Below are 14,964 nucleotides of genomic sequence, written 5' to 3' on the forward strand. Positions count from 1 at the left end.
GTCGGGCCGCCTCAGTCGGGCCGCCTCAGTCAGCGGCCTGCCAGGGGAACTCGCCGCCGCGTTGGATGTGACGCTGCAGAGAGATCTGCAACCCGCGGGCGACCTGCCGCTTCTCGTCGATCAGGTTCCGCGACTCCTGAGGGTCTTCCTTCAAGTTGTACAACTCGAGCGGCGAGTAGGGATCGTTCTGCATCAGTTTCCAATCGCCGCGGATCAGCGCGTCGTAGCTTTTCCCTCCATACCTTGGTCCTCCTTCGCGACGCGTGAAGTACAGCTCGCGTGCTTCCGCTGGCGGCTTCCCCGAGAACGCCGGCACGAGGCTCACCGCGTCGAGCCCCGCCGGAGGCGCGGCTCCCGCTAGCTCCACGAAGGTCGGATACACGTCAAAGCTCAGCCCGACGTAATCGCTCCGCGAGCCCGCCTCGATCCGCTGTGGCCAGCGAACGGCGAATGGCACCCGCAGCCCGCCGTCATAATGGCTCTGCTTGCCATCCCGCCACGGATCATTGTTTTGGCCGTGCGGCAGTGAGCCTCCGTTGTCCGAAGTGAAGACGACGATCGTATTGGACTCGAGCCCCGACTCACGGAGCGCGTCGAGCACGCGTCCAATTCCCGCGTCGAGGTGTTCGACGAAAGCGACGTTCGCCGCCCGCTTCTCGTCCATCTGCGGAGCCCGCTCACGAACCCGCTCAAGCCATTCCGCCGGGGGCTGAATCGGGAAATGGGGAGCGTTGAAAGCCAGATACAGAAAGAAAGGCTTCTGCCGTTCGCCCCCTGCCGCATTGCCCCCTCCCCGCTGACGAAGATAATCGGCCGCCCATGCGGCAAACAAATCGGTGGCGTGCCCTTCGGGGTCGATCTCCTCACCATTGAGACGCATGTAGTTGTTTCCATGGCGGCGATGGTTCCAGTAGTCGTCCATCATGTCGCCGAGGAAACCATGAAAAAAATCAAACCCGCGTTCATTCGGCGTGTTGGGCGACTCGAGCCCCAAATGCCATTTGCCAACGATCGCCGTGTCGTAGCCCGCATCGCCCAGCACATTGGCGAGCGTGGGGACCGACGGAGCCAAAAAGCCCCAAGAATTTTCCGCATGGGTCCGGATCACCCCCGGAACCCCCACCCGGTTCGGATACCGCCCGCTGAGGATCGCCGCCCGCGAGGGCGAACAGACCGTGCAGTTGGCCCGCATGTTTGCGAACCGCATCCCCTCGGCACCGATCCGGTCGATGTTCGGCGTCCGCACCTCTCCTTCGTCGCGACTCGAATCCGAACGCTGGTAGGAAACGTCTCCGAAGCCGAGGTCGTCGGCCACGATCAGCAGGAAGTTCGGCCGCTCCTGAGCAACCGCAGTCCGGCTCAGCCCCAGCCGTCCCGCCGTCGAGTGCGATTCGGCTGGCATCAGCCCTGCCAGCACAACCGCAAAAAACGACGCCAGCGTCCAGCGGCAACCGCGGTGGACGGCAGCCAGAGTTTGGGCCTGTGTTCCGGTGCAAGCGTGGAGCATCCGCAGTCACTCGAGTTGAAAGTCTAGAAACCCCGCCGCCCCCGATTGAGGCCATCCCAAAGCGCCGCAGCGGTTCTGATACTATAGACGAGCGGTCGCCGAGCAGAGTCGGCACAGAGCGCGGGGGGGCAGGGGCTCTGAGGACGGAGTACCATTGGGGCGATGGAAGAATCCCCCGTGCTCAACTTCGGGACCCCAGGGCTCATGAGTCAGACACCGTACCCCGGCGGCGAACCGTCCCCTTGGTCAGCTGCTCCGGTCGACACCGCGCAAAGCGGCAGTGGATTGAAAACGCTGCTGATCGTGTTAGCGATCATCGCTGCCGCGATGCTGGCGATGATCATCGCCGCTTGTGGCTTGGCGTATTTTGGCATTCAGCAGGCCGTACAGCCTTCGGTCTCAGTCGTGCTGCCAGAACGTAGTGGGCGGGGCGACGAGGACGCCTCCGCCTTGGCCGCGGCACTCGAGCGCTATGCACAATCGGCTGAACCTCCGCTCCCGAATCATCCACGAGCCGACGAGCTCCGAAGTTGGTTTGAAAACCGCGTCACCCTCGCGACCCAGGGGACCGCGGAGCCACCCGAAAAGGACTTCTTCTTCGCGGCTGTCATGAACAGCCCGCACGGCAAAGAGATGAATCTGCTCCACCAGTTCCAGCTTCGCGAATCGCTCGACATCGCGGTCCCTGAGCCGACTCCCCAAGCGCTTTATACGATCCTCGATATCGAGGAGGACTCGGCACCAGACACCGCTCGAATCTCCGTCGTATTTTATGAGACCAACAGCTTAGCCAGCCTGCAAACCTGGTACGTGCTCTACAAGGATGGTCAGTGGGAATTGTATGACTGGTTTGATTCCGACGTGGGCCGCCGCATGAGCGACGAATACGGGCACTACTGCCGGCACCTCTTTGCCGATGATGTCGGCGGCTTCGACGAGGTTGAACAGCTCGTCTACGATGCGACCAACGCGAGCCTGAGTGGCGAGAACAGCCGCGCGCGTTCTCTGCTCGAACGGGCTGAGCGAATCCAGATGCTGCCCTACGATCGCGACCGGGGATTGCTAAGCATCGGTCGCGGCTACCAACATCTCGATGATTATGCTCGCGCCGCCGAGGTGTTTCGGAAAGCTAAACGACCGGAAGCGGTTCCGGGAATACTTGCGTCACTGGGGGTCAGCCAGAATAGTACTGGAGACCCGGAAGCGGCTCTCCAAACGGCGGACCGGTTGCGAAAGATTTATCCCTACCACCCTTCAGCGAATCTCGTTTCGGCTGTCGCCTACGAACAGTTGCAAGACAGCACGAAAACGGCCGAGCACTATCTGCGCTGCTTAACGATCTGCCCCAACGACACCCTAATTTTTTATTGGATGCTTCCCGAAGCGCAGGCTGAGCATGCCGGAGAAATCCTCCGCATGCTCCGCCGCAGCGACCATCCCCAATCTTATCTGTTTCAATTGCTCGGGCAGGGGAAAGAGAAAGCCGCATTGCTCGTCGCGATCGAAGCAGCCATCGCCGAAACTGAAGGGCTGCCCGAGCTCTGGAAAACCCTTGCGCACGCAGCTCGGGGCCGCGCCGAAGGAGACGTCCGGAATGCACTCAAACAATTAGCTGCGGCGATTCCGGCGAGCGAACCGGACGAAGGCGTCGCAGGATCCACTAGCGCTGAATCCCGCGACGACGAATTGAACCGCGAGGAAACTCCTGCCGGACTTCGCGACCAGATGCAGCAGTGGCTGATCACGTGGAGTTTGGAGAGCGGTGAACTCGATGAACTACGAAAGCGAGAGGACTTTGCGGAATTGATGGAGAAAATTGCCGCCGACCTGTACCTCGAAGATTATTACACGGACCCGGCCGTGCTGGAGGAGCTCCTCGCCACGCTTTCCGAAGAGCAGCAGAAGTTGCCGAGCATCGCCGTGGCGCGAGGCTGGGCGGCTTGGCAAGAGGATCGGTATGAGGAAGCTGTGACCCACCTCTCCGCGTGGCTCGACGCGCAGCCGACGCTGTCGGCCGAGGCATCGCCAGCGACGAAGGAAACCACCGCGGCAGACGCCTCCATGCCGAAATCGCCGGACGCCTATCTGCAGGATGAAATTCCTTGGTATCTCAATAATTCCCTCGCTTCGCTCGGACGATACGAAGAGGCACTGAGGCGATTCGCCGGCGATCCGGCTCTCTGCTGGCAGACCGTGGAGATACTGATTCAACGTCGGGACCAGGAGGCCGCGGAGACTCTTCGCAGTTCACTCGCCGAGCTCCCCCAGCCCTCGGCCGAGATCGCCACTGCGGCGATCGATGCTGCTTTGGCGACCTGGGCCGGCGACGCGGAAACAGCCGATCGTCACTGGGTCGCTTGCCTCCAGGCTTTCGGTGACGTCGAACCCGATTCGTACTCGGAGCTCTCCTACGCCCGCGACGCCGTGGCTCGGCAGCGAGGCCGGACTGCGGTGCGGCTCGGCCACGTTCTTCCCTTGCTGACCGATTCGAGCTCCCCGGCCTGGCAAGCCACCCTCGACGAAATCTGCGACCGGGTGGCCCAGCGGCTCGATGCGGAGTTGGCTGGTCTGATCTCCGTTTCACTGCTCGGCACGCAGCCCACTCGCGATGCGACGCCCGAGCAAGCCGAGATCGTTACTGCGGTGACGGAGATGAACGGAGCGATCGCCGAGCGGCAGCGCGACTGGGAAACCGTGGCCACGCATCGCCGCACCTTGCTGTACGCCGCCGATCCCGAAGGCTGGGAATTCGCGCATCTCCAACGGACGCTCGCCGAAGCTCTGATCCGCTCCACGGAAGCGGAGGAAAGCGAGCTCACGACGCTCCTCAAAAAGCTGGACGATCCTGCGCTGTGGGCTTCTTATCATGCCGCGCGCGGCAAGGATGCGGAGGTGCGTGAAGCGCTGAGCCCGTTGGATAGCCAAGAGCGAGGATCGTGGTACGCGTCCGAACTGAATCGCGCGTACGTGCTGCACAACGGGGAGCTGGCCAAATGGTTCTCCGATTCCGATGCGCCGCTGAGCCTTACTCATCTTTCGCCAAGTGAATCGTACTTGCTCGTCGAAACCAAACCGCGGAGCCTGAGCGAAACGGAGATCGCCGACGCGGTGACGGCCGTGCTTGGTCCCGAAGCCTCGGTGTCCCGCATCACCACCGCGTCGTCCGAGACCCTCGACTCGCAGTGGACGATCCGTGCCCCGAACGCGGTCGATATCATCCTGAGCGTCGGCCGGGGAAAGGTCGCCAGCAACGGATCTTTGTTGCCGCTCGCTTGGGAGGAAACGCTCCGCGAGAGCCAAGGCTACATTGCCATCGACGTGCTCCGTAGCGATCGCCCCTACGCCCAGCTCTCGCTTCCCCTGGCGATGCAGCTTGCTTCGGAAACCACGCAGTTCGTCGGCGACGACACCAGCGGCTATCTCTGGAAGAACAACGGCACGCCGTGGGCGGACCGATTGGCCACCAAAGAAACGCTACCGGTCGATGCCGAGACGCTGTACGCCCGCTATCTCTCGCTCTCGTCGCAGGCCGGTTCGCCCGCGAGTGAACCTGCGGACGATTCGGTCGAGGACGATTCGGTCGAGGACGAGCAGCTCGCGGGCGAGGTGGTCGAGATGGAGTGGCTACGAGAAAGACTGAGCCAGCAAGCGGGTGGTTACTCGGTGCTGGTCCGCATCACGATGGGCAACGCCACGGAGCGGGTCCCCGCGACCGCCACCGCCGTCGACTCCAATACGTGGCTCGTCGATCTTGAGCTCGAGCAAAGCTCCTCTTTTCTCCCGGCTCTCGAAGCGGGGCAACGCGTGCGGGCCAGCTCTTACAATCTAATTCATCCCTAGCTGGACACTTCCACCGCGAGGATTCGATGACGAGATTACTTGCAGCCACGACCGGCTCCACGCTGCTGGGTATGGCAGTATTCGGCTTATCGCTTTTGGTACCGGGCTCCGCGGCAGCAGCCGCAGACGGACCACCGAACATCGTCGTGATTTTGACCGACGACCAAGGGTGGGGCGACCTGAGTCTGCATGGAAACGCAAATCTCTCCACCCCCCACATCGACTCGATCGCCAAGCAAGGGGCCGAGTTCGATCGCTTTTTTGTCAGCCCCGTTTGCTCACCGACGCGAGCGGAGTTTCTAACCGGCCGCTACCATCCTCGCGGGGGTGTGTATGACACGTCGACCGGCGGCGAGCGGCTGGACCTCGACGAGCAAACAATCGCCGAGGTCTTTCGTGACGCTGGCTATGCAACCGGCGCGTTCGGCAAGTGGCACAGCGGCATGCAGTATCCATACAACCCGCGGGGCCGCGGATTCCAGGAGTACTATGGTTTTTGCTCTGGCCACTGGGGGAATTACTTTTCGCCAGAGCTCGAACACAACGGCAAACTAGTTCGCGGCGATGGGTACATCACCGACGACTTTACCAACCACGCCATCGAGTTCATCGAAGCGAACAAGCAACAGCCGTTCTTTTGCTATATGCCCCTTTGTACCCCGCATTCTCCGATGCAGGTGCCCGATTCGTTTTATGAGAAGTTTAAAGACGCGGACCTGGCGATGCGAAACCGGGATCCCGAGCGTGAGGACCTCCTGCACACACGGGCAGCCCTAGCGATGTGTGAGAACATCGACTGGAACGTCGGCCGAATCCTCGAGAAGCTCGACGAGCTGCAGATCGCCGACGACACGATCGTGATCTACTTCAGCGACAACGGGCCCAACGGCTTTCGCTGGAATGGTGGCATGAAAGGCCGCAAGGGCTCGACCGACGAAGGTGGGATGCGGGTGCCCTGCCTGGTTCGTTGGCCCGGACGGATACCCGCTGGCAGCCGAATCGAATCGATCGGGGGGGCGATCGATCTCTTGCCAACGCTGGCCGACTTGGCGGGAATTGCGCTCAAGCCCAAGCATCCGCTCGATGGGGTGAGTCTCCGGCCGCTATTGGAGCAAACCGCCCAAAGCTGGCCCGATCGCATGCTCTTCTCCCACTGGAACAACCGAGTCAGCGTGCGCACCGACCGGTTCCGGCTGGACAACGCCGGCAAGCTGTTCGACATGCACAATGATCCCGAGCAGCGTCACAATGTGGCTTCGGAACATCCGGAGACGGCGGCCGAGCTCGTCGCGGCGGCCGAGCGTTGGCGAGCCGAACTACTCCCGGGACTGCGTGACGACGACCGTCCCTTCCCGGTCGGCTACCGCGAGTTTCCGATCACCCATCTCCCCGCTCGCGACGGCGTCGGACATGGCAACATCGTCCGCAGTGCCCGAGCCCCCAACTGCTCGTTCTTCACGGGCTGGACCAGTGTGGAGGACCGGATCACCTGGGACGTCGACGTCCACACCGCCGGAACGTATACGGTCGAGGTCCACTACACCTGCGAAGCGGATGATGTTGGCGCGAAGCTTGAGCTCAGCTTTGCCGATGCCGCCCTCGAGGCCCAGGTCAAGGAACCGCACGACCCGCCACTCCGCGGTGCCGAGCACGACCGAGCCTCTCGCGGTGCCGAGTCGTTCGTGAAGGACTTTCGCCCACTGAGCCTGGGTCAGGTCGAGCTGCCGGCGGGCCGAGGAGCCCTGACGCTCCGCGCGACCGAGATCCCCGGCGACGAAGTCATCGACGTCCGCCGGCTCGTGCTCACCCTCCAGCCATAAGCCCCCATCGTCCTCCATAGTCGCCTTTCGCTCCGCAAAAGTTCGCGTCCACAGTCCTCCATAGTCGCCTTTCGCTCCGCGAAAGTTCGCGACCCTTTACAGCACCTTCGATAATCACCGGTCCGCCGCAGTGGCCCCCGCGCTAGAGTTGAGGAGACCATTTCCGGTCCCCAACTTTCGCGCTCAGGGAATCTGTCGTGGATCAGCTCGAAGTTCTCGACTGGCCAGTCGAAATACCCACGGTGACGCAAGCGAGTTACCCGCGACTCAATGGGCATCACGATGCCTGGATCGAAGCGCTCGCCAAAGGATTTGCTCATCCCACCTACCTACTGCAAACCTCGCGAGAGCGGCAGGTGACAGGGACGCTGCCGCTGATGCTGGTCAAAAGCAGGCTCTTTGGGCGGTTTCTCGTCAGCCTCCCCTACCTCAACACCGGTGGCGTTTGGGCTGATAACGACGCCAGTGCGAAGGCCCTCGTCGACGGGGCCTGTGAACTCGCCGACCGCCTCGACGTCCGCTACCTGGAGTTGCGACATGAGAGGCCGGTCGAGCACCCCCGATTGAACTTCCGACGAAATGACAAACTTCACATGCGGTTGCCCCTTCCGGCGACCGCAGACGAGCTCCACCAATCGCTGAAATCGAAGCTGCGGAGCCAAGTCAAGAAAGCGGGAGAGTACGGTTCGACCGTCCACTGGGGTGGCAAAGAGCTGCTGGCTCCGTTCTACAGCGTGTTCGCCCGCAACATGCGGGATCTAGGTACCCCTGTATTTTCGCAGCGTCTGTTCGCCTCCATTCTCGACGCGTTTGCCGGAGAGGCGGAGCTGTGCGTTGTGCGGCAGGGCTCCACGCCCATCGCGGCGGCGCTGCTGGTTCACCTGGAGGAAGTGAGCGAAGTGCCAAGCGCCAGCAGCCTTCGCGAATACAACCGCACAAACGCCAACATGCTGATGTATTGGCATCTCCTCCAACGATCCATTGAACGCGGGAGCGCGACATTCGACTTCGGCCGCAGCAGCCTCGGAAGCGGGACTTTCAAGTTCAAGGCGCAGTGGGGAGCCGAGCCCCACCCTGCGGAATGGCAGTACTACGTGCGGAGCGGCTCGGTCGAGGCGATGCGTCCCGACTCGGCCGCAAATCAGCGTCTCATCCGGATTTGGCAGCGGCTTCCGGTTTGGTTGACCCGTCTTGCCGGTCCTCCAATCGTCCGCGGTATCCCTTAAGCCGCGCCCCACGACCTGCCGATACTCCCTGTGCCGTTACCTTCCTGATAATCGACATCCCTGACTTAACCGGCAACATCCGCCTTGTCCTTTCCCCGTGGTGGGGAAGGAAAGGCCTCCGGTATCCGGCCCCATGCCGCGATACCGACGCAGCGCCGTTCGGGGAGTCGAAATGCTGTGGCAGGTAGCCATCCGTACCCTCTTAGCCGACCGCGGGAAACTGCTGGCCGGTCTGCTCGGCGTAGCCTTCTCGGTGCTCCTGGTGAACCTCCAGGGTGGCCTGTTTCTAGGGCTGATTGGCAAAGCCAGCCTGCTGGTCCACCAAGGAAACGCAGACATCTGGGTCGGCCATCGCGAGATGCACAACGTGGACTTTCCCCACGACATCCCGCGGCGGTGGCTGCCGCGAATTCGAGCCGCCCAGGGAGTTCTCGCCGCCGAACCGATCACGATCGGCTTCTCCGAAATCGCGCTGCCCACCGGGGGCTTTGAAGGGGTGACGGTCTTTGGGGTCGAGCCGCACAGCGAGATCGCTCCTCCCTGGGAAATCATCGAAGGGCACGCCGATGCTCTCGATCACCCGCACGCGGTCGTGGTGGATCAGTACGACCAAGAAAAACTAATCCACCCGGCGATCGGCGAACTGCGAGAAATCGGGGGAGTCCGCGCGAGGATTATGGGTAAGACGCGAGGCATGCATGGCTTCCTGGTCACCCCGTACGTCTTTACCACCACCGACCGCGCGGCGCAGTACACGGGCAAGCCTTCGGCCCATTGCTCCTACTTTCTCGTCCGTGTCGCTCCCGGCGCCGACGTCGAGGAGACTTGCGCTGCGATTCGGCAGCGGCTGCCCGAAGCGGAGGTGATGCCATCGGAGGAATACGCCTCCGTCTCGATCAACTACTGGATGACGCGGACCGGGCTCGGCATCAGCTTCGGAGCCGCGGCACTACTCGGCCTGCTCGTCGGTCTCGTCATGGTGGGACAGACACTCTATGCGATGGTGTTAGATCGCCTCACCGAGTTTGCAACGCTCAAAGCCATCGGTGCAACGGAACGTGAAATCTTGATCGTGCTCCTCGGTCAAGCAGCCGGCATCGCCTCAATAGGAATTGCCGTCGGACTGACGGCCGTGATGCTCCTCATCGCGTTTTACGATTCGCCCCAAGCGCCACTGGAAATTCCACTCTCCATGATGGTGGTCAGCTCGAGTGGCATTTTTCTGATGTGCACATTCGCTTCGATGCTGCCCTACATGCGGGTTCGAAGAGTCGACGCGCATTCGGTCCTCCAGAGCTAACGCCGATGCTTTCCTCAACCAACACGTCAGCCCGTCTCCCTCCTTCCTTGGGCGACTTCACTCTCAATGCCAGCTTCAATGCCAGCCTCAGCGCTGGTCACGATGCGGCCGCGCACCGGCCGGTCGCCGCGGTGAAGGGCATTCGAAAATATTATGAGCTGGGAGGCGAAAAACGCTGGATCCTGCGGGGCGTCGACTTTCATGTTCAACCGGGAGAATGCGTCATCCTTTCGGGGCCCTCGGGGAGCGGGAAAAGCACGCTTCTGTCCATCCTTGGCTGTCTGCTCACGCCCGACGGTGGTGAGCTCATAATCGATGGCCGCGCGGTGGAAAAGCTACCGCCGGCCCAGCAGGCACTGATCCGCCGCGACCTCATCGGATTTATCTTTCAGCGCTTTCAATTGATCCGAGGACTGTCGGCCGAGGAGAACGTGGCACTCCCGCTAGCGCTGCAAGGGCTGCCAGCGGCTGAGGCCAAGCGGCGTGCCGGTGAGTTGCTCGCCCGCGTGGGGCTGGGCGATCATCGCCGAGCGATTCCGACTCGCATGAGCCCAGGCCAATGCCAGCGCGTCGCTCTGGCTAGGGCCGTCATCACCAATCCCAAATTGATTCTCGCCGACGAGCCGACCGCCGCGCTCGATAGCCACGCCGGAGCCGAAGCGATGAATCTCCTGCGGGCCCTGGTGAAAGATTCCGGCGCTGCAGCCGTGGTCGTGACGCATGACCCGCGGATCCTGGAGTATGCCGACCGCCAATGCCACATCGAGAACGGATTGCTCCAATGAGGCTTGCTGCGTGGTTATTCGCCTCGGACGGGATTCGACGCAAGCCGGTCGCCGCATTCACGCTGGCCGCCGCTGCGGTTGCCCTCGGGCTCACCGCCTTTGGAGTCAGCAAATATTCTCGGCTCGGCCCCAGCCGTGCGAACCGCTCCGGAGCCGCGCCGCACCGCGTCGCCCTTTCTCCAGGTTCAGCGACATCCACGACGAGCCTCGGTTCCGCTGAACGGATCTACGCTCCCGGTCGCGTCGAGGGACAGACGCCGGAGGTGGAACTGCATGCCACCGTCACTGAACGCGTTCTGCGAATCGAGATCGAGGAAGGGGACTTCGTTCAGCCCGGACAGATCCTGATCCGGCTCGACGACGAACGTTACCGGGCCGAAGAGCAGCTCGCCGAAGCTGGCTTGCGGCTCGCCGAGGCGCGATTGGAACGGCTGCTCAATGGTGCTCGGGCGAGCGAGATCGAAGCCGCGCGGTCGGTTCATCAAGCCCGCGCGGCCGAGCACGATGGTGCGAGCCGCACGATGGCCCGCATGAACCAACTGCGGTTAGCCGGAGCGGCGAGCGGACAATCGATCGAGGATGCGGAGGTTCAAGCCCGCACGGCTCGCGCCCTGATGCTCGCTGCGGAAGCCCAGCTCGAGACCCTTGCCGCGCCTCCCCGAGCCGACGAAGTCGCCTCGCTGCGAGCCGAAGTCGCTGCGGCCGAAGCGCGGCTGCAACTTGCTCAAACGATGCGTTCTAAAACCACCCTCGTCGCCACCACCGCCGGTGAGATCCTGGAGATCCGAGTGGAGCCAGGCGAATTAGCCGCCCCAGGCATGCCGCTGGTTGTGATGTGCGACACGCGGCGACTCAAAGTCCGAGCGGATGTGGAGGAATGGGATGCCCTGCGAGTGGCTGTAGGACAAGCAGCCACGATCACCGCCGACGGCCTCCCTCATGCGGAGCTCGAGGGGCGAGTTTCCCACGTCCGGCCGCGACTGAATCAAAAGCGGCTGACCAGCGATCGTCCCGGCGAAAAGCTCGACTCGCGGACCCGAGAAATCTGGATCGAGCTAATCAGCCCGCCACCGCTGGTGGTCGGCCTTCCGGTGGATGTCTGGATTCACCCTGCACCAACTTCCCCTCCCACTCCCACTCCGCATCATGCCGCGTTCACCGTGCCGCGGCACCGGTAACCAAAGATCTCAACACTCCAATCGCAAGCGTTACGAGCCTTGCAATCCTCAATCTCGAACGCTGCCCCTTGGCACCGCTCGCAAAATCTGAGTGCCCCGTGCCAGCCGGATCGCTAGACCGACCTAGGCTTCTTTCGATAAGGAAGTCCTGAGCAGGATTCCTTAGCTGTCGGTAGATGTCGCAATTGGTCTCAAAGGTTAGAAGCGAACGGCCCTTTACCAGGTGTGAATCCGATGTCCCTAGCGCTCGTTTCGGAAAAGCTGCAGTCGACACCCCCCGGACAAATCGAACTTCGCATCGCTCGCTCCCAGGAAGAGCTTGAGCATGCATTTCGTCTCGTCCACCACTCGTACGTACGCGCTGGGCTCGCTAGCCCCAACGCGCATGGCATGCGGCTCACCAAGTTCCATCTTCTGCCAACCACGCAGGTGATGCTGGCGAAGAAAGCAGGATCGCCCATTGCCACCGCTTCGCTCGTCCTCGACCGAGAGGGCGGTTTGCCCGCCGACGAAATCTATCGCCAGGAAATTGATCAGCTGCGCTGCCGTGGCTTGCGACTCGGTGAAGTGGGGTCGCTAGCCGATTGCCGCGAATCGGTCACACGGTTCATCCACATGTTTCGCCGGCTTACGACATTGATTGCTCAAGTAGGCGAAGCTCAAGGCTGCAATGCGCTGATCGCCACGACCCACCCGAAACATGCCCGCTTCTACATTCGCCAACTCGGGTTCGAGCAATTCGGTGATCCCCGCGAATGCCCGCACGTCCAAGGAAAACCGGCTGTCGCCCTGTTGCTCGATTTCGAGAAACAACAGGGCACCCCGGTGCACGAACATTTATTTGGACAGAAGTACGCCGCTGCGGATTTGGCTCCCTATCACTGGGAAGCCGAGACGCGAAAGTACTTCAGCGCGGTACTGGAGCAAATCCAGCAACCCGCGGAGCCGCTGCGGACGCTCCCCAGTGTGAACGCTCTGCCGACCGCCACCTCCTGGGCCGCCACTCTCACCAGCACTCCGGTGAGGGGTTGAAGCTCGACTTCACCCAACCCGCTCGACCCAGCCGAATCGCCCCACCCCAACCTTCGCGGCCTGCTACCCCCCTCGTCGGCTCGCGAGCCGCATTGTCGGGGTCGCTTCTCAGCCTTCTACAATCCGTGCGAACCGTCCATGCGTCGGAAATGCGCTCAGGCGATCAGTGCGGCGAGCTGTTAGCGCATCACGACTGCATTCTCCGCTCGGCACCTGAAAATCTCTTCAATAGGTTCCGCCATGAGCGACAAGAAGCGTCTGCTGGTCTTTCACCAGAACTGCCTCTTTCGCGACTGCTTAGCAACCTATCTGAAAACCAGTGGTGGATATGACGCGGAGTCCGCCGAACACTTGCAGTCTTCTCCACTGATCGAGCTGATCCGAGATCCGATCGACGTCCTCCTGCTCGATTTGAATCTACCGGACAATCTGACCCTCAAAATCGCGAGGGCGATTCAGCAAGCGGAACTGCCGACGAAGATCATCGTATTGGCTTCCGAGGATCATGAAAAAATCATCGATTGCATCGCCGCGGGCGTTCAAGGTTGTGTGCTCGAACGCTCGCCGCTCGCTGAACTCGACATGGCCATCGCCCGCGTCCGGGAGGGAGAAACCTTCTGCTCTCCGGACATCGTCTCCAAGATGTTCACTGAACTCGCCCGGTTCGCCCACCGTCCGCACCGCGAGCCTCCCAAGCCGAAGGGGCGGTTGACCGGGCGGGAGCGGGAGGTGCTTGAGCTGCTTGGCAAGCGAAAAAGCAACAAGCAGATTGCTGCGGAGCTGAACGTATCGCTCTACACGGTCAAGAACCACGTCCACAACATCCTCGAGAAACTCAAGGTCGACAGCCGCGTCGAGGCGGTCAAGCGGGCCCGCCAGCAGGATGAGCCAGGCGTCTAGCAACGCCGGGCGGGTGCGCGAACGAAAGAATCGCGTTCACGCAGTTTCGCGGAACAGTTTCTTTCCTTCAGGGAACCCTGCCGCGGCCCGCCGCATCCAAACCAAGACGGCTGCGCCTTATCACTTCGCTGCCAATGAGCGAAAGCATCCGGGGGGGTAGCCAATCGTGCTTGTGATCACGCAGTTAACCAAGAGCGACTAGCGAATTTGGGACAGGCACTGTGGAGAGGATTGATCAAAAAGGATCTAGTTCCCCTCCAATCTAGCGGGATCTCTTCTAGTTCTAAAACAGTCTCAAAGATGCATAGAATCGCTTCCCCACTCGCCGCACAATTGGCTCGGCCATATCTTCTCTTTGCCTCCGCGATTTATCCCGCACGAGCCCACGCCGCTGCGAGCCGACCCCGTGGTTTGGCCACGTCCGCCTAAGCTGCGATTCGGCCATCTTGATCGTCAGCCGCGGAGCGGACCTCTTCTCCCCGAGCCTCGCAAAACCTCGCCTCCACCGTTTGCCCTTTCTCGTCCATCGCTCAAGCCCCAGGAGCCCCTCGTAATGCAAGCCGGAATCCCATCGACTTCCGCTTCCTTGGCCACGCCGCTGCGGATGAAAGTTTCCGAGACGAGGGAGGAGCGATCGGCAGCGTTCCAGCTGGTCCACCGGGTCTACCGGCGGGCCGGCCTGACCGCCGACAACCAGATGCAGATGCGGGTGATCCCCCACCACCTGCTCGATACGACCGAGGTGTTGATCGCTCAGCAAGCCGAGCAAGTCACCTTCACGATCACCCTGGTTCGGGACGGACTCGAGGGGCTCCCGTCCGAATCGCTGTTTGCCGAGCAGGTCGCTGCGATGCGAAGCGACGGCCTGTCTCTGGCCGAGGTATCGTGCGTGGCGAGCAACTGCGGTGACGAGAACAAGAAGGAGCGTTTCGAGACGCTGGTGCGGATGATCAGCTTGACGATCCATACGGCTCGTCAGCGGGGTGTGGATCGCTTGCTGCTAGCCGTGCATCCGCGTCATGCAAAGGTCTACCAACGCCTGTTTGGCTGCGTTCCCTGCTCCGGCGTTGAACAGTACGAAGCTGTTCAGGGAAAACCCGCCGTCCTGTGCATGCATGACTTCGACGAACTCGATCGCCGGCGCTATCCACTCTATGACCATGTCTACGGTCATCAGTATGCCCCCTGGCAGCTCGCCGGCGCTCCGATGTCGCTGGACGAGAAGGAATTCTTTCATCAAGCCATTAGCGTCCACAGCGACCAACTGGTCCCCATGGCCGCATAGCAGGCGGGCAGCGGCTCACGCGGGATCGTGAGGCGGATGCCTGTACGCCCAACGACTCCCCATTGGCGATGGCCATCCATAGAGTGGGGGG

Annotated in this window: 10 protein-coding genes; 9 read left to right on the forward strand and 1 reads right to left on the reverse strand. The window is 61.9% G+C overall.

All coding sequences use genetic code 11. The annotated features are described in order from the left end of the window. Positions 1-25: 25 nt before the first annotated feature. Positions 26-1,507: a sulfatase family protein gene (locus tag GNK13_RS14665; RefSeq protein ID WP_235935180.1), complete on the reverse strand. Its 1,482-nt coding sequence runs from the start codon at positions 1,505-1,507 to the stop codon at positions 26-28. Positions 1,508-1,711: 204 nt separating this feature from the next. On the opposite strand from GNK13_RS14665, the gene GNK13_RS14670 reads away from it, so the two are divergent. From GNK13_RS14670 to GNK13_RS14710, 9 genes are all read left to right on the forward strand, one after another. Beyond that, entirely contained in the window at positions 1,712-5,347 is a 3,636-nt protein-coding gene (locus GNK13_RS14670; RefSeq protein WP_164103305.1) for a tetratricopeptide repeat protein, read from the forward strand. Positions 5,348-5,373: 26 nt separating this feature from the next. Continuing rightward, on the forward strand, positions 5,374-7,167 hold the full coding sequence (locus tag GNK13_RS14675; RefSeq protein ID WP_203329077.1) for an arylsulfatase: 1,794 nt from the start codon (positions 5,374-5,376) through the stop codon (positions 7,165-7,167). A gap of 197 nt (positions 7,168-7,364) precedes the next feature. Beyond that, entirely contained in the window at positions 7,365-8,393 is a 1,029-nt protein-coding gene (locus tag GNK13_RS14680; protein ID WP_164103306.1) for a FemAB family XrtA/PEP-CTERM system-associated protein, read from the forward strand. Positions 8,394-8,526: 133 nt separating this feature from the next. Then, positions 8,527-9,693 (forward strand): ABC transporter permease, encoded by a 1,167-nt coding sequence (locus GNK13_RS14685; RefSeq protein WP_235935182.1) that lies wholly within the window; start codon positions 8,527-8,529, stop codon positions 9,691-9,693. Positions 9,694-9,698: 5 nt separating this feature from the next. Next, positions 9,699-10,478: an ABC transporter ATP-binding protein gene (locus tag GNK13_RS14690; protein ID WP_164103307.1), complete on the forward strand. Its 780-nt coding sequence runs from the start codon at positions 9,699-9,701 to the stop codon at positions 10,476-10,478. After that, complete coding sequence (locus GNK13_RS14695) at positions 10,475-11,656, forward strand: HlyD family secretion protein (protein ID WP_164103308.1); 1,182 nt, start codon at positions 10,475-10,477, stop codon at positions 11,654-11,656. Before GNK13_RS14690 ends, GNK13_RS14695 begins: the two co-directional genes overlap by 4 nt. A 234-nt stretch (positions 11,657-11,890) precedes the next feature. Further along, positions 11,891-12,688, forward strand: a complete 798-nt coding sequence (locus GNK13_RS14700; RefSeq protein ID WP_164103309.1) for an N-acyl amino acid synthase FeeM domain-containing protein — start codon at positions 11,891-11,893, stop codon at positions 12,686-12,688. Positions 12,689-12,928: 240 nt separating this feature from the next. Beyond that, positions 12,929-13,588, forward strand: coding sequence for a response regulator transcription factor (locus GNK13_RS14705; RefSeq protein WP_164103310.1), 660 nt, complete (start codon positions 12,929-12,931; stop codon positions 13,586-13,588). A 553-nt stretch (positions 13,589-14,141) separates the two neighbouring features. Beyond that, the gene (locus tag GNK13_RS14710) at positions 14,142-14,873 is read left to right on the forward strand and encodes an N-acyl amino acid synthase FeeM domain-containing protein (RefSeq protein WP_164103311.1); all 732 of its coding nucleotides are present in this window, start codon (positions 14,142-14,144) and stop codon (positions 14,871-14,873) included. The last annotated feature ends 91 nt before the right edge of the window (positions 14,874-14,964 follow it).

The organism is Candidatus Laterigemmans baculatus, from assembly GCF_010367455.1.
Classification (GTDB): domain Bacteria; phylum Planctomycetota; class Planctomycetia; order Pirellulales; family Pirellulaceae; genus Laterigemmans; species Laterigemmans baculatus.

Bases quoted from the DNA above. Each gene is read 5' to 3' on its own strand.
- GNK13_RS14665 (WP_235935180.1), bottom strand. From the start codon at position 1,507: ATGCTCCACGCTTGCACCGGAACACAGGCCCAAACTCTGGCTGCCGTC.
- GNK13_RS14670 (WP_164103305.1), top strand. From the start codon at position 1,712: ATGAGTCAGACACCGTACCCCGGCGGCGAACCGTCCCCTTGGTCAGCT.
- GNK13_RS14675 (WP_203329077.1), top strand. From the start codon at position 5,374: ATGACGAGATTACTTGCAGCCACGACCGGCTCCACGCTGCTGGGTATG.
- GNK13_RS14685 (WP_235935182.1), top strand. From the start codon at position 8,527: ATGCCGCGATACCGACGCAGCGCCGTTCGGGGAGTCGAAATGCTGTGG.
- GNK13_RS14690 (WP_164103307.1), top strand. From the start codon at position 9,699: ATGCTTTCCTCAACCAACACGTCAGCCCGTCTCCCTCCTTCCTTGGGC.
- GNK13_RS14695 (WP_164103308.1), top strand. From the start codon at position 10,475: ATGAGGCTTGCTGCGTGGTTATTCGCCTCGGACGGGATTCGACGCAAG.
- GNK13_RS14700 (WP_164103309.1), top strand. From the start codon at position 11,891: ATGTCCCTAGCGCTCGTTTCGGAAAAGCTGCAGTCGACACCCCCCGGA.
- GNK13_RS14705 (WP_164103310.1), top strand. From the start codon at position 12,929: ATGAGCGACAAGAAGCGTCTGCTGGTCTTTCACCAGAACTGCCTCTTT.
- GNK13_RS14710 (WP_164103311.1), top strand. From the start codon at position 14,142: ATGCAAGCCGGAATCCCATCGACTTCCGCTTCCTTGGCCACGCCGCTG.